Annotated in this window: 17 protein-coding genes; 4 read left to right on the top strand and 13 right to left on the bottom strand. The window is 69.9% G+C overall.

Annotated features, from left to right (window positions below):
* Positions 1 to 544 precede the first annotated feature (544 nt).
* The 3 genes from ACGFU7_RS45105 to ACGFU7_RS45095 all read left to right on the top strand — a co-directional run bounded on the left by ACGFU7_RS45105 (position 545) and on the right by ACGFU7_RS45095 (position 5,002).
* Positions 545 to 3,112, top strand: coding sequence for a Helicase associated domain protein (locus ACGFU7_RS45105; protein WP_393704343.1), 2,568 nt, complete (start codon positions 545 to 547; stop codon positions 3,110 to 3,112).
* Positions 3,113 to 3,566: 454 nt separating this feature from the next.
* A complete protein-coding gene (locus ACGFU7_RS45100; protein WP_393704341.1) occupies positions 3,567 to 4,322 on the top strand; it encodes a helicase associated domain-containing protein in 756 nt (251 codons plus the stop codon).
* 179 nt (positions 4,323 to 4,501) lie between these two features.
* Positions 4,502 to 5,002, top strand: coding sequence for a hypothetical protein (locus ACGFU7_RS45095; protein WP_393704339.1), 501 nt, complete (start codon positions 4,502 to 4,504; stop codon positions 5,000 to 5,002).
* A 273-nt stretch (positions 5,003 to 5,275) separates the two neighbouring features.
* On the opposite strand, the gene ACGFU7_RS45090 is transcribed toward ACGFU7_RS45095, so the two are convergent.
* From ACGFU7_RS45090 to ACGFU7_RS45050, 9 genes are all read right to left on the bottom strand, one after another.
* Positions 5,276 to 6,397: a hypothetical protein gene (locus ACGFU7_RS45090; protein WP_393704337.1), complete on the bottom strand. Its 1,122-nt coding sequence runs from the start codon at positions 6,395 to 6,397 to the stop codon at positions 5,276 to 5,278.
* 428 nt (positions 6,398 to 6,825) lie between these two features.
* Positions 6,826 to 7,197 carry a helix-turn-helix transcriptional regulator gene (locus ACGFU7_RS45085; protein ID WP_331750635.1) on the bottom strand — a complete coding sequence of 124 codons (372 nt, stop codon included), beginning with the start codon at positions 7,195 to 7,197 and terminating at the stop codon, positions 6,826 to 6,828.
* Between the two features lie 14 nt (positions 7,198 to 7,211).
* Entirely contained in the window at positions 7,212 to 8,192 is a 981-nt protein-coding gene (locus ACGFU7_RS45080; RefSeq protein WP_393704335.1) for a tyrosine-type recombinase/integrase, read from the bottom strand.
* A 184-nt stretch (positions 8,193 to 8,376) separates the two neighbouring features.
* The gene (locus ACGFU7_RS45075) at positions 8,377 to 8,865 is read right to left on the bottom strand and encodes an AAA family ATPase (RefSeq protein WP_393704333.1); all 489 of its coding nucleotides are present in this window, start codon (positions 8,863 to 8,865) and stop codon (positions 8,377 to 8,379) included.
* On the bottom strand, positions 8,862 to 10,394 hold the full coding sequence (locus ACGFU7_RS45070; RefSeq protein ID WP_393704331.1) for a Mu transposase C-terminal domain-containing protein: 1,533 nt from the start codon (positions 10,392 to 10,394) through the stop codon (positions 8,862 to 8,864). Before ACGFU7_RS45070 ends, ACGFU7_RS45075 begins: the two co-directional genes overlap by 4 nt.
* 389 nt (positions 10,395 to 10,783) lie before the next feature.
* Positions 10,784 to 11,182: a hypothetical protein gene (locus tag ACGFU7_RS45065; RefSeq protein WP_393704330.1), complete on the bottom strand. Its 399-nt coding sequence runs from the start codon at positions 11,180 to 11,182 to the stop codon at positions 10,784 to 10,786.
* Between the two features lie 259 nt (positions 11,183 to 11,441).
* Positions 11,442 to 12,311: an ATP/GTP-binding protein gene (locus ACGFU7_RS45060; protein WP_393704328.1), complete on the bottom strand. Its 870-nt coding sequence runs from the start codon at positions 12,309 to 12,311 to the stop codon at positions 11,442 to 11,444.
* Positions 12,305 to 12,880, bottom strand: a complete 576-nt coding sequence (locus ACGFU7_RS45055; protein ID WP_393704326.1) for a hypothetical protein — start codon at positions 12,878 to 12,880, stop codon at positions 12,305 to 12,307. Before ACGFU7_RS45055 ends, ACGFU7_RS45060 begins: the two co-directional genes overlap by 7 nt.
* Before the next feature lie 503 nt (positions 12,881 to 13,383).
* Positions 13,384 to 13,599 (bottom strand): hypothetical protein, encoded by a 216-nt coding sequence (locus tag ACGFU7_RS45050; RefSeq protein ID WP_393704324.1) that lies wholly within the window; start codon positions 13,597 to 13,599, stop codon positions 13,384 to 13,386.
* Between the two features lie 826 nt (positions 13,600 to 14,425).
* On the opposite strand from ACGFU7_RS45050, the gene ACGFU7_RS45045 reads away from it, so the two are divergent.
* Positions 14,426 to 15,259 (top strand): hypothetical protein, encoded by an 834-nt coding sequence (locus ACGFU7_RS45045; RefSeq protein WP_393704322.1) that lies wholly within the window; start codon positions 14,426 to 14,428, stop codon positions 15,257 to 15,259.
* A gap of 142 nt (positions 15,260 to 15,401) precedes the next feature.
* Here the strand turns inward: ACGFU7_RS45045 and ACGFU7_RS45040 are convergent, their stop codons facing one another.
* From ACGFU7_RS45040 to ACGFU7_RS45025, 4 genes are all read right to left on the bottom strand, one after another.
* Positions 15,402 to 15,665 (bottom strand): hypothetical protein, encoded by a 264-nt coding sequence (locus ACGFU7_RS45040; protein WP_393704320.1) that lies wholly within the window; start codon positions 15,663 to 15,665, stop codon positions 15,402 to 15,404.
* Positions 15,666 to 15,836 (bottom strand): hypothetical protein, encoded by a 171-nt coding sequence (locus ACGFU7_RS45035; RefSeq protein ID WP_393704318.1) that lies wholly within the window; start codon positions 15,834 to 15,836, stop codon positions 15,666 to 15,668. It abuts the gene before it with no gap.
* A 69-nt stretch (positions 15,837 to 15,905) separates the two neighbouring features.
* Positions 15,906 to 16,361 carry a Pycsar system effector family protein gene (locus tag ACGFU7_RS45030; protein WP_393704316.1) on the bottom strand — a complete coding sequence of 152 codons (456 nt, stop codon included), beginning with the start codon at positions 16,359 to 16,361 and terminating at the stop codon, positions 15,906 to 15,908.
* Positions 16,358 to 16,549: a hypothetical protein gene (locus ACGFU7_RS45025; protein WP_393704314.1), complete on the bottom strand. Its 192-nt coding sequence runs from the start codon at positions 16,547 to 16,549 to the stop codon at positions 16,358 to 16,360. Before ACGFU7_RS45025 ends, ACGFU7_RS45030 begins: the two co-directional genes overlap by 4 nt.
* Positions 16,550 to 16,759 lie beyond the last annotated feature (210 nt).

Genomic DNA, 16,759 nt, shown 5'->3' with positions numbered 1-16,759 from the left:
GCGCGCGGTCTGCTCCGCAGACGCGACGCGGTGCCGCTACGCGGCACTTTCCCGGAGCGCTTCGCGCTCCGGGTTGCTGGGTCACTCCGTGACCCAGGGTCATGGTCGGCGCGGAGCGCCGACCATGACGATCCGTCAGGGCGGATCGCGATCAGCCGCTCCGCGCCTGCTCGAAAGCCCGCTGCGCGGGCGGCTGGCTAGGTGGGGGTTGGCTCGGTCGGATGTGCGGTGACGGGTAGTCACTGCTTCTCGCGGGCGTGAGGGGGTGGCATCTGGTCGGATCCGGTCACTGTCGAACACTTCCGAACTTTGCATGCGTCACCCGTGTTGGCAGGATAGGTTCTGTGGTGACGATGCACCACATCCCCCGCGTGGCGCCTCCTTTGAGAGCAGTCGGAAAGAGCAGCCGGAGACACTTCTAAATCGGTCTGCTGAATCCGGTATGAAAGCTCTTCTGAGGGCGCGTCATTCTGGGGGGCCGATATTCGCTGGGCTGACATCGCACCAGGTGTTCGCCGGATAGCTCAAGGAGGAATTAAACGGTATGGCACAGGTGAATCAGCCCGGGTCCGCTTCGGACGGCGGCCTGGACCCGCACCAGATCGAGGCCGTGGATGCGGCGCTGCGGCGTCTGTCGGTCCCGGCCGGCGGTGTGCCTTCTGGGGGGCTGCGGACCCAGGTCATCGCCGCTACCGGGTCCGGGAAGACGCGGATCGGGGCGGAGGTCGCGAATCGGCTCGCCGCGAAGCGTGTGCTGGTCCTGGTCCCGACGCTGGACCTGCTGACGCAGATGGCCGGGGCGTGGCGGCGGGCGGGTCGGGGTGGGGCGATGGTCGGGGTGTGCAGGCTGCCGGCGGAGGAGTCCGACGGGATTCCGTGCACCACCGATGCCGGTGAACTGGTCGAGCTGGTGAGGGGTCTGGACGTGGTGACGGTGGTCGCGACGTACGCCTCGGTCGGCCGGGGGGTGCTTCAGCGGGCTCACGAGGCCGGCCTTGCACAGTGGGACCTGATGGTGGTCGATGAGGCGCACCGGACGAGTGGTGATGCGGCGAAGCCGTGGGCGGCCGTGCACGATCAGGCGAGGATTCCGGCGGTGCGGCGGTTGTATATGACGGCGACGCCGAGGGTGTGGGAGGCCCGGGATGGCGGGGCGCCGCGGCTGGTCGCGAGCATGGACCCCGACAGCGATGTGTTCGGTCCTGTGGCTTACGCGCTGTCGCTCAGTGAGGCCGTGCGGCGGGGGATTGTTGCGCCGTATCAGGTGGTGTGTCTGGACATTCGTGATCCGGGGCTGCATGCCGCACTTGTGGAGGAGGGGGCCGGGTCGCGGGCGGCGCGTGGGGCCCGGCTGGCGGCGGTCCAGACCGGTTTGATGCACGCGGCGGCCAAGGAGCGTTTCGGGCGGGTGCTGAGCTTCCATTCCCGGGTGGAGGACGCGGAGGCGATGGCGGCCGGGGTGCCGGCCGTGGCGGCCGCCCTGGCCGAGGACGACCCGCAGACGTACCCGGGCGCGGACCGGGTGTGGGCGGACTGGCTCTACGCGGACCACTCCCCCACCCACCGCCGCCGGACACTGGCCGAATTCGCTTCGCTTTTTCTTGGCGGGGCGTCTGATAAACGCGCCGCATTGCGGGTGCTCAGTTCCGTGAAAGTGCTTGGGGAAGGGGTGGATACGGCGGAGTGTGATGCGGTGCTTTTCTCGGACGCGCGGGGGTCGATGGTCGACATCGTGCAAATGGTCGGGCGTGCCCTGCGGACCCGTCCCGGACGCGGGAAACTCGCGACTCTGGTCGTGCCGGTATTCCTCGGGCCGGGCGAGGACGCTGATGAAATGCTGACCTCGGACGCCTACACCACCCTCGCGAAGGTCCTCGGGGCCCTGCGGGCACATGACACGGACATCATCGAGGCGCTGACCGACTCACGGGCCCGCAGCGGCCGGAAGAACACCGACGGCCACGACGGCGACCACGACGACGAGGATGTCCTGGACGACGGCGGGGACGTCCTGGAGGGCGGCGCCCCGGCGCGGGCGCGGGTGGGTGAGGGGGCGGCCGGGGTGCTGCGGTTCAGCGAGGAGCGCGACCCGGCGGTCCTGGCGCGGTTCGTGCGGCTGCGGGTCATCGACCCGGAAGGGGCGTACTGGCGGCGCGGGGTCGAGGCTGCCACGAGGTGGCTGCGCGAGAGCGGGAACACCGCGCTGCGGGTGCCGTACGCGTACGTCACGCCGGACACGGAGGACTGGGGTGGGGTGGGCGGGTACCCGCTGGGGCGGTGGCTTGCCGACCAGCGGCGCTACTACACCGACGGCACCCTGGGGGCGGAGCGTCTCGTGGAGTTGGAGGCATTGGGGATGGTCTGGGCCGAGCGGGATGCGGCCTGGGCGGACGGGGTGGCCGCGGCCCGGCTCTACGCTGCTGCCCACGGCCATTTCCTGCCCCCGACCGGTGCGGTGTGGGCGGACTACCCGATCGGGGTCTGGGCCAAGAACGCCCGCGCGGCGGCCCGTCGGGCCGCTGAGAACGAGAAGCTCCGCGCGGCCGGGCGTCCCGTGCCGTCGGCGGCCGGGGCGATGACCCAGGCGCGGCGGGACGAGCTGGACGCGATCGATCCGGGGTGGTGCCCTGCCTGGGACACCGGGTGGCAGCGCTGCCTGCGCCTGGTCCAGAACCACGTCCGGGCCGGCGGACCCCTCCCGGCGGCCGCGGGCGACATCGTCGTCCAGAGCGAGGACCTCGGACGCTGGGTCACGGCGCAGCGGTTGGGGTGGGACCAGCTTGTGCCTGTACAGCAGTGGATCCTGGAGAACACCCTCAAGATCACACCGGCCGAGGAGGACGAGCGGCCGGTGAAGCAGACGCAGGATGCGAAGTGGGCGGCCAACCTGGCAGCAGCACGGCAGTTCCACGCCCGTGAAGGGCACCTGCGGGTGCCCCGCAAGCACGCCGAGCACCTGGCGGTGGAGGACGCGCTGTCGGGCCGTCAGGGCGGCGCTGACGGGCCCGTGGTGGTCAGGCTAGGGACGTGGCTCGACAACGTCCGCAAACGCTCTGGGAAGCTCCCCGAGCAACGCCGGGCGGACCTCGATCAGCTCGGGATGCGCTGGTAAACGGCCGGATCGGGATCCTCGCGTACACGGGCGGGGATCTCGGCAAGTACGTGCCCACCCAGTTCGTCGGCGCGGCCACCGGTCCCGAGGGTCCGCCGCGGGGGCGGGGGCGTGGCCGGGCGTGTGGCGGCCGGCCACGCCCCCGCCCTCCCCGCGAGCGCTCAGTCCGCGCCGCTCGCCGGCCGCCGCGGACACCTCCGAGCGCAGCCAGTCCGGATCAACCTCCGCCCAGCCCGGGATCCTCACTCTAGATGCAGCCTTCTCAACCAAGTTGCCGCCTTGCAGGTCAAGCGCTATTGAACGTCCGCCTCAGCGTCTCTCAGCTACCTGCATCTACACAGGTCAGGCCGATAACACAGCTTCACCATGAACGAGAACGCACACCGACCAGCGCCGCGCCTACACGGCCGGAACACTGGACGCCGGGCGGGTCACCGAGCTCGAAAAGCTCGGGATGGTGTGGTCCGAGCAGGAAGCGGCCTGGGCGGACGGGATCTCCGTCGCCAAGGAATACGCCGCAGTGCACGGCCACTTCCTCCCGCCGACCACCGCAGTCTGGGAGGGGCATCCGATCGGTGTGTGGGCGAAGAACGCGAGGGCTGCGGCCCGTAGGGCGCGGGAGAACGAGGAGCTGCGTGCGGCCGGCCGTCCCGTGCCCTCGGCGGCCGGGGCGATGACCGAGGCGCGGCAGGACGAGCTGGATGCGATCGATCCGGGGTGGTGCCCTGCGTGGGACACCTGGTGGCAGCGCTGCAACCGGCTCGTCCAGAACCATGTCCGGGCCGGCGGGACGCTCCCGGAGGCTGCGGGCGACGTCGTCGTCCAGGGCGAAGACCTCGGACGGTGGGTCACCGCGCAGCGGTTCGGGTGGGAACAGCTCCTGCCCGCACAGCAGTGGATCCTGGAGAACACCCTCGGGCTCCAGGCGGCCGGGGGCAATGAAAGGCCGGTGAAGCAGACGCAGGACACCAAGTGGGCGGCCAACCTCGCGGCAGCACGGCAATTCCACGCCCGCGAAGGACACCTGCGAGTGCCCCGGAAGCACATCGAGCAGATGGAGACGGAAGACGGCCCGACAGGCCGTCAGGACGGCACTGACGGGGCTGTAGTGGTCAAGCTCGGCACGTGGCTCGACAACGTACGCAAACGCGCCGCGAAACTCCCCGAGCAGCGCCGGACCGACCTCGATCAGCTCGGCATGCGCTGGTAGACGGCCAGGGTTCAGACGCGTGGTGGGGCCGGGATTCGATGGGGATCCCGGCCCCTCTCACGGCTGCGCAGGGAATACCTCAGGAGCTGGCGCAGGAGATCGGGGCGCTGGCCGAGATGACCGTCGTTGCAACCGTGCCCATGTGCGTATTCGTCCTCCAAGCCAGGAGGGATGCCGCTATGGATGCAAACACTGTCACCGCCATCTGTGCCACAGCTATTGCTTCTGCTTCATTCGCTGTCTCGGTCCAGCAAGGGCGAGCTGTCCGAAAGCACAACCGTCACTCGGTACTGCCGGTCCTTCAGATCTGTAATCAGCGTCGTGTCCGTGACATGACCGGGATGAGCCTGCACAACCATGGGTTGGGTCCTGCTTTCGTCACTCATTCAAAGGTGTGGCTGGACGGGGTTCATGTGGGGCAGTGGGACTGGGAGTCGATGGAATTGCTCCGTAGCGAGTTACGGGAGACCGTGCGCGTGACGGAGATGAACCGCCGGCCTTGGATCCTGCCTGCTGGCAGTTCCCGGTCCCTTCTGTCTGTGGACCACTACGACGATGGGCAGCACGGGGACATGTGGGATCTGATCGTCAATCGGCTCGCGGTGGAATTCACATATCAGTCCATCTACGGAGGGGAAGACTTCCGGCTCTCCTATCGCCTTGAAACTGTCTCCTCCTGATCCTGACTGCGGCGGCGCGGCAGTTCCACGCCCGCGAGGGGCATCTGCGGGTGCCCCGCAAGCACGCCCGAGCACTTGGAGGCGGAGGACGCGCTGTCGGGCCGTCAGGGCGGCGCTGACGGGCCGTGGTGGTCAAGCTCGGCATGTGGCTCGACAACGTACGGCGACGGGCCGCGAAGCTCCCCGAGCAGCGGCGTGCGGACCTCAATGCACTCGGCATGCGCTGGTGAGGTCGCTCCCCTGGCCGGGACAGTGCCTGGGCCTGGTGATCCATCACAGGGGCCTGGTGAGCTTCGGGGAGGGCCGATAGTGGGCGACTCCTGCGTAGGACATCCCCAAGGAGACAGTGAGGATCTTGGCATCGAGTTCGTCTGCGAGAGCGAGCAGACGTGTGGAGCGCAGGATGCGCGGCAGGAGGCCGACGGGAGCGAGGCTGTCGCGGATGTGGGCGGCGCCAGCCGGTCCGTGGTCTGTTCGGGTGAGCCGGGTAACAAGCAGGTGGGGGTTGTCCGTACCGAGTCGGCTCCGGTGCTCCTGGCAGCGTTGCAGCGCCGTCCAGGTCGCACTGTCCAATGGGAGGTGCACTGATCTGCCGGGGAACCGGACGCTGTGGCGGTCGGGGGCGATGCCGGCGTCGGTGAGCTGGCGCAGCTCGGTGATGGTTGCTGCGTGCAGGAGGGCGGCGAGGCCGATGAAGGCTTCGTGCGGGTGGATGTCGTAGTTGGTGGTCCACCGTTCGTACAGGGCGCGCTGCCTGCCTGCGGTGAGGGTGGGTCCGTGAAATCCCCTCTGTTGTACGGCAGTTATCGGCTCGGTGGGGTTGTGGAGGATGCTCTTGGAGCGGTGGGCGTAGGCGAAGAACTGACGCAGCCCTGCGAGGCGGGAGGCGCGGCGGTCCGGGGCCAGGGTGAGGAAGGATTCCAGGTCGGTGGTGGTGATGCTCGCCCAGCTCGTATGTCCCTCGGGGTGGAGGTGGAGGGCCAGGTCACGGATGGTGTCCAGGCGGATCTCGATGGTCTTCAGTTGATTGGGGTGTAGTCCGAGTTGGCGGGCTTGCTCGCGCTGGAGCAGCAGGAAGTCGGCGAAGGCGTCGGCCTGGGGACGCAGTGGGGCGGGGATGGCCTCGATGCGGCGGGTACGGCGGGTTGCTGCGCGCCGGTCGGCGAGGTCTGGTGGCGGGGCGAGGTGGCCGCGGGTGCGGAAGAAGTCGGTGAGTGCCCCCACGAGTTCGGGGGCGTTGCTGTGGGCGTGGGCGAGCAGCGTGCCGGGATCACCGGTCGTGGTCGCGATGATCAGGCGTGCGGTGGTGGCGACGACGTCTGCCGCGTAGATGGGGTGGCGGTGATCGGCGAGGTGTGCGGCGAAGTCGCTCCACCAGGGTGGTGCGGCGGGCATGCGCTCGGCCCAGCCGGTCGCGCGGGTGATGACGGTGTGCGGTGAGTGCTCGTAGCAGCGTTTGCACAGGCCCTTGGCCCACTGGCCGCTGGTGCCACAGCGTTCGCAGCATGCCGGGGGCGGTGCGGTGGTGGGATCGGTACAGGCCCGGCACCGCCGAGTCGCCGCGTCGAGGGTGCGTCGACGCCCGCAGTGCTGGCACGGGCCCCGTGCCGGTCGGCCTGCCGAGCGGTGTCGGCATACCGCGCACAGGTCCTGGGAGGATCGTCGTGGAGCGCCGCACAGGGCGCAGGTTCGTGAGCACCAGGCGCAGCGGCCAGTGTCGGGGCACAGCCGGCGCAGGCGGTGGCAGACCGAGCAGGTGTCCTTGGCCGTCCGGGGCACTGCAGTGGCGGGCGCGGGTGGGATCGCGGTCGTCTTGGGGGCGGTCACAGCGGCGGGAGAGATCGGTGGCGGGGTACGGGCTGTTGCTGCGAAGGCTGCCGGGCCGGATCGGGGGCGGGGCGCGGCGGAGGGGTTGAGGGTGCGGTGGATTCTTGCAGGGTCAGCAGGTCGCCGGGGGTGCAGTCGAGGGCGGCACACAGGGCGGCCAGGGTGGAGAGCTTCACCTGGGAAGGCTGCTTGGTGAACAGCGCGGAGACCGAGGCGGCGGACAGCTCGAGACCGGCCCGCTCGGCCAGGAGGCGGCGCAGCTGCGTGCCTGTCCAGATGCCGCGCTGTGCAGCGGCGATGCGCAGCTTCCATTCCACCTCGGGTGGCGGGGCGGGGGTTTCCACGGCGTGGAGAGGGGGTGTGGTCACGGGGGCTCCGGGGGTCAGCCGGCCAGGCCGGTGATGGCGGTGAGCGTGGCGCGGCGCCAGGCGTCCTCGACGAAGGTGAGGCAGGGCCGGACGTAGGCCATGGTGGAGGCGATGTGGTGGTGTCCGAGCAGTTGCTGGACGGTGAGCAGGTCCATGCCCTGTTCGTAGTGATGGGTTGCGCAGGCGCGGCGCAGGTCGTGCGGGGTGAACCGATCGCCCCCGGGTCTTGCTTCGGTGTCCAGGTGGCGGGAGAGGCGGTCGCGTACGGTCTCCGGCTTCAGCGGCTGGCCGTGGGCGTCGCAGAACAGCGCGGTGGTATCGGGGAACAGGGGGCGGATGTCGCTCTGGTACCAAGCAAGGATCTGGTCCAGGCCGTCCAGCATCGGGGCCCATCTCGGGCGTGGTCCCGAGGCGTTGGCCGCCTTGCCGAACCGCACATGGAGCTTGCCGGACGGACCCAGTTCGGGGTGGACGTCGTACAGTTCGAGGCGGAGTGCTTCACTCAGCCGCGGCGCGGAGTGGTACAGGGTGCGCCACAGCGCGTAGTCCCGTGCCGCGGCCGGGTAGTCGGATGTGACGGTCAGGCGGGCGCGTGCGTGAGCGAAGAAGGCCGTCAGGCGCTCGGCCGTGGGCGGCAGCCGGCGGGAAGGCTCGTCCCAGACATGGCGCAGCCGGTTGAAGCGGTCCAGCGGATCACCCACGGTGGTGCCGTACAGGGCGCGGATCTCGGCGGCGTAGCGCAGGCGCACGAACGTGTGGAACGCGCGCAGCATGTCCAGGTAACGGCGTCTGGTTCCCGCAGTTCGGCCCGCGAGCAGCAGAGTGTGGAGCATCGCGTCCACATGGGCCGGCTCGATCTGCCACACCGGGCGGTCGAAGTGGGCCAGCACCCGTGGAAGCAAGGAGGTGTAGGCGCCGATCGTCGTCGGGGCGAACCCCCGCACCATCCACGTCGCGGCGAACGCCTGGACGCAGCCGGCCTGGAACACCCACACGTCCGGTACCCGACCGGCATCAGGGACGAGGCTGGTCAGCCCGCCCTGAACCAGCCGAAGAAGAGGCTTCTCCCCCACACTCCACCGCCATCACGTCAACGACTCTTCGATTAAGGCAACGCCTGAACAACAGGCGTGCCACCGAAGACATCAACGAGGCGGCTGGAGAAAGGCAACTCCCGCCTTACGAACAACCCCGCGCCCCACACTTTTCCCGCCGGTACTGCTGCGCCTCATCGCACACGATCACATACGGGCGGCGCGGCAGGCTCTCGCGCAGCAGTTTGTCGAACGCGGTCGGTGTGCCGGGCATCTTGCAGTTGAGCCGCATCTGGTGGAACAGCTCCTCGCGCAGGTCCTTCGGCCCCGGGCGGGAACGGGCGAAGTCCAAGGGGAGGATCAGGTCCGGGTTCATCTCCTGGATCGTGGCGCGGGTGGAGAAGCTCTTGCCGAGCCCGGGGTCGCCGTAGAGCACGGACATGGCCCGCGACTCGACCGTGTCGATGACGGTGTCCTTGATCTGCAGCAGGGTGTCCGTGGCCACCAGAGTGGAGTCCTTGAGACCGAGGAAGTGCTGCGGGCGCAGATCGGGGCGGCGCCTGGATGTCTCGCTCGGCGGGGCGGCGGACTGGCGGCGCTGGCCAATGTGCTTGCGCTTGGGGGCAGTTGTCACGAGATGTCGTCCTCGGTGTTCTTGGATGCGGTGTCGGTGGGCGCGGTGCTGGTGGGGTCTTGGCCGGGGCGTTTCCACGCAGCCGGGATAGGAGTCAGGGGCCGGTACGGCTGCTCTCGGCGGCGGGGCGCGGCGGGCGGGGTAGTGCCTTCGAGTTCGGCACGGGCCTCCTGCTCGGTCATCCGCAGGGCACGGACCGGCAGTTCGGGCTCTGTGGACGGCAGGTGGCGTTCCCGCTTGCGCTCCGCGGAGCGTTGCAGAGCCTGACGCAGCACCCTGCTGTGCTCGGCGCGCTCGCTCAGGACCTTGGCGCGCAGTTCCTCGCTGGCCTCGTTGCTGAGGAAGGCCCGTCCCAGGTAGCGGTTGCCGCGGAAGGTGTACAGGTCGATCTCGTGGCTGTGGTGCGGCATCCACCGCACCCGCACCTCGAGCCCGATCCGGCCCACCCCGTTCTCGGGCATATAGGCGCGGCCCGCGAACTCGACCCCGTGACTGGTGATCTTGTGGACCTTGTTGTCGCTCTCCAGCATCAGGGCGCGCAGCTCGGACGCACTCGGCTCGGGCCGGATCTCGGCGGGGTCAGCCTGCCAGGCCTCAAGCGGCGTCATACCGGTGCGCTTGATGACGTGCTGGGTGTTGTGCTTGTGGACCCACTCGCCCAGCAGGCCGACGAACGCCTCGAAGGTCAGCGGCGGGTCCGTCTCGCCGAGGCGGCAACGGTGATCGAGCCGGGGTGCTTTCGTGTAGCGGGGCAGGTCGGCGAAGAAACGCGTCATGCTCGTCAGGTTCAGGCGTTCCACGCCGCCCTTGTGACGGGCGCTGCGCACGCGGTGCACGGGCACACCGAGGAGCCCGAAGGCGCGCAGCACTGTCTTGGACAGAAAATCCGCGCCGCCGTCGACCCGCACCAGGCGCGGCAGCCCGCCCGGCGGACCGTACGGAGCCTCGCGCAGTACGGAGGCGCGTACGGCCGCCAGGACCGAACCCCGGTGCGCGGAGCCAGCGGTGACCGCCCAGCCCATCACATAGCCGGTACCGCGGTCCTCGAACCACGTCACCCACACCCTCGACGGCTTCTTGTCCGGCATCATCACCACGGTCTCGGCCTGTTTGTGGTCGCCCTCCCACACCTCGTTTCGGGCCACCGCCGGCCGCTGAAAACACGGGTCGAACCCCCGGGCCGCCGGGATCCCCTCCCGTAGGCCCGCCATGAAACCCGGATCGAGATCCCGGGCGATCGCATCGTGCAGCGTCGTCAGCCCCGGCGGCTTGCGCCCCGCCGCCACCGCCACCTCGACCAGGCGCTCGTGAGCACGCTTCACGTTGCCCTGATAGTCAGCGAGGACCTCGATGACCTCCTCGGTGATCCGAAACCGTGTGCGTTCCGGCTTCTCCGCACTGCCGGTCTCCTCGGCGCGTGCCAGCCAGGTCCACACCGTCCTCTTGTGCACACCCACCGCGTCAGCGACCAGCCGTACATGCGCCGTCGTCAGCTCCCCCGCGGCCCGCAGCCGCAACAGCTGAGCCACCGCCGCAGGCCGCAACTCATCCCGATGCCGCCCCAGGCCGTCATCCACGGCCCCAGGGGCGTCGCCGTCCGCCGTCACCGGAGCTGGCATGCACACACAGAGCGAACCGGTAACCAAGCAGTGATCACAGTGTCAGCCTCCGGGCGGTCAACAACCGCCCCACACAGGGCAGTTCACGTAACGCCCGCGAAAGGCGCGCCAGGAGTGACGCTAGAGCTCACGCACTGAGAGGCAGCCCGAGACCTCCCCCAAGACGAGTGACACCCACTCGATCCACTCCCGGCTCGGGCACACACGCGCTATAGAGCTCTCCACAAAGGAGATTCGACGAACACGCCACCCGCCGGTCCGGGATCACCACCACCGAATCCGGATCGCCGCCACCAAGATCAACCAGTCGGCACGGCCAATGACCAGCACAAAAGCGATCCCGCATCAATGGCGAGGAAACCCGAACACCCCAGGCTCCCTTCCCCGAACCTCACAACGGCGGTCTGGATGGCGTCCAGGGCGCGGGCGACATCGAGGAGCCGGTACGCCTGAGCGCGGCTGATGCCGAACTCCTTCGTGCAGTACGACTCCCACGAGACGAACCCGAGAGGGATCCAGACGCGGGCTGCGTGCGCGTCGCGAACCCGGGCCGCGAGCACCGCGACCGTACGCCGGACGTCGTCCATCGCCTCACGCAGCCCGGCCGTCACCTCCCGGGCCTGTGCCACGTCCAGCAGCCGCCCGACCGGCCGGACCGGTTCGGCGGCCTCGCCCCGGTCCCCGCCATGCTCGCCCATGCCTCCATCGTGCACCAAGGCCAGGCCCGGGAAGGCGGGGTTTGTCCCACACGATCGCAGGCGTGACCGATGACCAACCCCCAGCCGTGGCCGGGCGGTGCTCGTGTGACGCGTGTGACCAACCGGCCGACCCCGCTCCTGTGGCAGATATCTCCAGGTCAGAGCGTGTGACGTCACACGGACCGGGGCGGATGTGACGGGCGGTGTGACCACTTACCACCGGCTTACCACGGCCACTTACCACGCCGAACGGGCCCGGTCAGCCGGTGTTGAGCACCTGGACCTCACCGACCCGCACGCCGAACGCGGTCTGCCGGGTCTCGGTGAACTCGCCGCCGTCACCGAGGGCCGGCGCCGTCCAGGTCACGGTCCACGTCGCGATCGCGGTCCCCTTGAAGCGCTTATCCGGTTCGTCGCTGGAGGTCCGCTGGTAGCGGTGTCCGCAGTCCGGGGAGAGCGCCTTTCCTTTGTCCGGGGTGTACGGGGTGCCGGGGCCATGGCAGGTGACGGTGGTGCCGTCGCCCATGTCCCACCGGATCGCGGCCACCTTCGCGGTGGCGGTGACCGTGACGCCGCCCGCCGTCGCTGTCGCCGTGGCCGGTCCGTACGTCGTAGGCGACGGTGTCACCCACATCCACATCGGCATCCCGACCACGTACCGCCCGGCCGCACGCGGACTCGCCACCTTCGGACCCACCAACCGCATGGAGTCGACCGCGCGGCGCGCCACCAGCTCGGGATCAATCGTGGGCGCGGCCGGGCCGGCGGCGCCGTTGGGTACGAACACCACGCCGACCCGGCCTGTGTCCGCGCAGTTCACTTGGTAGACCGAGCCGTCCTTGGGCGATTTGCCGTCCCACGCCAGGTTCTCCGGCGGGGGCGGCGGGTCGAGTTTGGTGTACTCGCAGTGGGGCTTCGAGCCGCTGCCAGAGGTGCCGGCGGGTGTCGCCTTCGCGCCGTGGCCGCCGCCCGAGGGCGTGCTGTGGCGGTCTTCGGCGCACACCTTGACGAACAGGGTCGCGCCCTTGCAGCCGGGGGTACCGACTCCGGAGCCGCCGCCGTCGGCATGCGCGGCGGGCGCGAGAACTCCCACCAGGGTCACCGCGGTCACCATTGCGCGCCTCAACATGTCGGTCCGCCCGACGGGTTGATCGCCGTCACCATCCACCCATTGGGCCACTTCTCCGCCGTCACCGTCATGACGTACCTGAGCGGCTGCTCCGTAGGCAGCGGGATCACCTTCTTGGCCTTGGTGTCGTACGTCTCGTACGACGACAGGTCCACGCAGTCCGTGAGCGTCGCCTTCGGCGTCTTGGTAGTCGTGTCGAGTGCGGTCACTTTCGGGTCGTGTCCGATCCCGCCGCGCACGACCGTCCCGGCCGCCTTCATCCGGGCCAGGTCGTTGCGGATCTGCCCCAGCGCGTCGAGGGTGGCGTACTTCTCCAACTGAGTGCCCTTGGCATCGGCCTTGCCGTACGCCTTCGCCTGCTCCGCCGACATCGAGCTGTACGCCGCGAGCACCGCCGCCTTCTCCGCCGCGTCCGGGTCGGCCGGAGCCGTCGACGAGGTGACAGGCGCTGGGGCGGCTGTAGCGCCCGCCGACGACTTCTCGTCGTCTCCCCCGCCCCCGCATCCAGCCAGGGCGAGAACGAGCGTCACAGCGCCGTACAGAGCCGCCGTGCGCCTCGTTCGAGTCATCGTCACCATCCAGGCCACCCCCGTGCGTTGATCAGTCGGCGCTCACCGTAACGCGGCGCAGCCGCACCATCACGATCTTCACGGCCCTTGCCCGGGGGGAGGGTGAATGAGAAGAGGGACCTCTCTCCTGCAGAGAGAGGTGTCGGCCCTGGGGCGGTGCTGACCCACGGGCGGTGACCTGCGACGCAGCGGCGTCTGGGACGAAAACATTCGCAACCTGTTGAGCAACCTGTTGAGCAACCGGTAAAGCAACCGGTAGGGCAACTGGTAGGGCAACCTGTTGGGCAACCGGCCGCGGGGAAGAGAAGCGGCGACGTGGCGGTGCTGCTCAGCACCGCCGTCCGGAGCCCGCCGTGCTCGCTCGAAGGTGACGGCCGTCAACTTCACTGTCGGTCCGTCTGACGCCAGGCTACCGGCCGCGCCCGGCGAGGGCGTGCCGGGCGGGGCCCGGAGCGGGTGCCCGGTGGCCGCCGGCCCGGCCCGGGAACGGGCGGTGCGCGGCGTCATCGGGTGGCGAGGACGACGGCGACGATGGCGGCGCCGGCGGCAAGTGCGGCGATCAGGAGGCCGGCGCCGCCGATGGCGACCGTCAACGGCGTTCCGAGGGACGGGTGGCGGTGGGTGACGTAGGCGAGGCCGCCCATCGTCAGGACGATGACGACGACCACGACCAGGGTGAGGACCACGGCGAGCACGATCAGCAGGGCGAGCGAGGACACGGAATCTCTCCTTGAGTAGGTGCGCTCCGGGTGAGCGCGGTGGCCACAGTCCGCGCTGACGGCCGGCCGATCCAGTTCTCGCGAAAATCCGATCCGGCCCTGTTCTCAGGGCGGCTGAGGCGGATTCGCGAGCGCTTGACGGCGGGCGTCGCGGGGTGGTGGCAGCACGATGACCGGGACGGGGGTTAGCGGCGCAAGCCCCGGATGGCGGGCTTAACTCTTCGGATTTCGGGGCGCTCATTCAATGGCGCTGACCTGCATCTTTGTTTTCGCCAGGTATTGAATGGGCCCCACAGAACTGCTATCGCCGCCCCTTGTTGGCACGCATGATCTGCGCTGCAATCCGCGAAACGTTCGGCCCCGCTGTCGTGTTGCAGCAGCCGGCACCCCCTGCCCGGTCCTCGCCGCGGGTCAGCGCAGGCGCGCGGGGTACCGGCTGACGGGCTCAGCTCTGCCGTTGCAGGGCGCCCATTCATGAGGCCCTGAACTGCGACTTCGCGGTGTGGGTCAGCAATTGGGTCAGTGGTGGCGGACAGCAGGCGGGCGGCGCCGGGGTGCGGTCCGTACTTTCGGGGACGACGGGGTTAGTCACGCAAGCGACGGTAGGGGCGTGTACGGCTTGCCCCTCCCCTGATGGGAGCGCGGGGGATTTCCGCTTGCCCGGGACCGGCCGATCCGATCCTCGCCGCGGGGCAGCGCAAGGCGCGGGGTACACCGTGGGTCAGCTTTTGGGCAACCTTCTGACCTGCGCATTCGGGGAGTTGGGTCAGCTTTTGGGGCAGGGGCGCTGAGGAGAGTTCACGGCCTCACCGAACGGGGAGCTGTCGTGACGGGAACACGTGTTTTTGAATCGCTGGATGCCGAATGGGCGCTGGTCTGCGCCGAATCCGAGCGCGCCGAGATGGTGCTGGGCTGGCTGAGCGGGGGCGGGGTACTCGCCGAGGCGCACGGCCTGGCGGAGCTCCTGGCGGAGCTGGAGTGCCGGGACCGGGCGCGGGGGCGTGTGCACGGTGACCGGTGGATGCGGGTGCTCCTGGAGCGGGCGGCCGGTGAGGGGGCCGGGGCGCAGTTGGCGGCGCGGGTGGTGGTGCAGGCGATGCTGCCCGGGGCGGTACGGATGACGCAGCGGCTACTGCGGGCCGGCCGGGATTTCGACGAGACCGGGCAGGTCGTCGTCTCGTGCCTCTACCAGGTCGTGCGCCGGTTTCCGCTGTGGCGGAGGGGCGGGGTCGCGGCAACACTGCTCCTGGAGACGCTGCATCTGGCGAGCCGTGAGCTGAAGACGGAGGCCGAGCCGGACGCGATGCCATGGCACCCCGTCCTCGAATCCGAGATCGTGCCCGGCGAGCCGACGGCGGACGATCCGGCAGAGACGGCCTGGCAGACGGCCCTCGGGCGGCAGGCCGCCGAGGCCGGGCTAGTACGGGGCGGCGAGGCTGTGGACGGTGCGCGGGGCGAGCTGGTCGAGCTGCTGGTGTGGGCCGTGACCGCCGGCCTGCTCGATGTGGTGCGGGCACGGGTGATCGCGGACGAGTCCCGGGCCGGGGCGCGGGAGAACGCGGAGCAGGCCGGGGTGTCCGCCGTGACATGGCGGCAGCGCCGGAGCCGGACCGTACGGCAGCTACGACCGATCGCGGACCAGTGGACGCAGGCAGCGTGACCGGAGGCTAGCCCCGGCGGGGGTTAACGGCGCAACCCCCGGCCGACCAGGCCAAAATGCAGCAGTTGCCGGAGTTGAGTGGACGTCTACTCAACTCCGGCAACTGCGTCGGTGCGGGGCGGGATCCCTGGGTGAGGGCGGGTCAGGCAGCGAGGCAGCGCGCGGCGGCGGCGACCAGGGTGTCACCGGCCGCGATGGCGGTTTCGCGGCGCCCGGCCAGATGCGTCAGGTCGTCGGCGCCCCGCATGGCGTACGCGGCGGCTGCGGCCTCCTGCGCGGCGCTGGCCACGGTCGGCATCAGGAGCTGGACTCGCAGCAGCGGGGCGGTGAGCGCGGAGCGGGTGGCGTGGGACTCGGCGCGGGCGGCGGTCCAGTCCCCGCCGCCCAGCCTGGTGGACTCCCGCATCTACATGGCCCGGCGGTGGTCGGCCAGCGCGGCGGCCAGGGCCGTCACGGCGGTCAGTGCCTCCGTCCGGCGGTCCTCGGCGCGGGCGGTGCGGGCGGCGCGGCGCTGGTAGGTGCTGGTGATCCCGACTCCGGCGAGGGTGCCGAGTACGGCGATGAGGGTCTGCCACATGGTGGGTCTCCTGGGTGCTCGGGGCGGGCGCCGGCGCTCGGGCGCCCGCCGGATGAGGGTGAGGGCGGGTCAGCGGGTGAGGATCGCGGCGGCGATGGCGATGACCGCGACCAGGGTGACGTCACCGGCCCAGACGAGGGCCCGCATCTTGCCGAGCGCGATCCGGCTCAGGGCCTGGAGGCGGGCGGCGGGGCGCCGGTCCGACGCCAGGGCGTCCGCGATCGTGTCCGGGGCGGCGGTCGCGAAATAGGCATACGAGGCCCGGTCGTTGAGGCGCTTGCCCGCGAGGCGGGGGCGGATGACCAGCAGCGAGAGGACGACGGAGCCGATCACCGCGGCGGCGCCGACCACAGCGAGGACCCTGGCCAGGCCGTGGAGGTCGGTGCCGCTGAGACTCAGCGCCGCGGCCAGGAGGCCGTCCAGCGTGAGCAGCAGCCCGGCCTTGGTGTCGGTGCGGGTGAGGTCGGTGTCCGCCTTGGTGATCGCACTGTCCAGGTTGGTCGAGGTGAGGTCCGTGATGGTCATTGTGTGTCCCCCTTCTCCCGTCGGCCCATTCGCCGCTGCTCCGGCTGGATCACCACCGCGTGTCCGTCGAACCGTCGAAGCGTCATCGCCGCAAGTACCTCCTCGGCGACACCCGATACGACAGCGATCCCGGTGATCTCTTCGGCGCTGGCGTGTACAGCCCACCGGGGCAGCATGGGTTTCGCCATGGCCACATCCCGGGTCGGCAGCCCCAGGGATCGCAGCACATCCGCGAAGCGGCAGCGCAGGCGCGCAGCGAGGAATTCCAGCCAGGAGTTCAGGGCTTCACCGACGGCAGACGCGGTTGGGTCGCCCGGGGGAATTTCACCCCCGGGCTCCCACAGAACCGTGCGTAACAGTCTCCCGTTACACGGCTCTTGCCATCTTGATCACCAGAA

The sequence above is a fragment of the Streptomyces sp. NPDC048473 genome, from assembly GCF_043200155.1.
Lineage (GTDB): Bacteria > Actinomycetota > Actinomycetes > Streptomycetales > Streptomycetaceae > Streptomyces.
The sequence above is the reverse complement of the archived record's forward strand: the minus strand, read 5'-3'. Positions and strand labels throughout refer to the sequence as shown.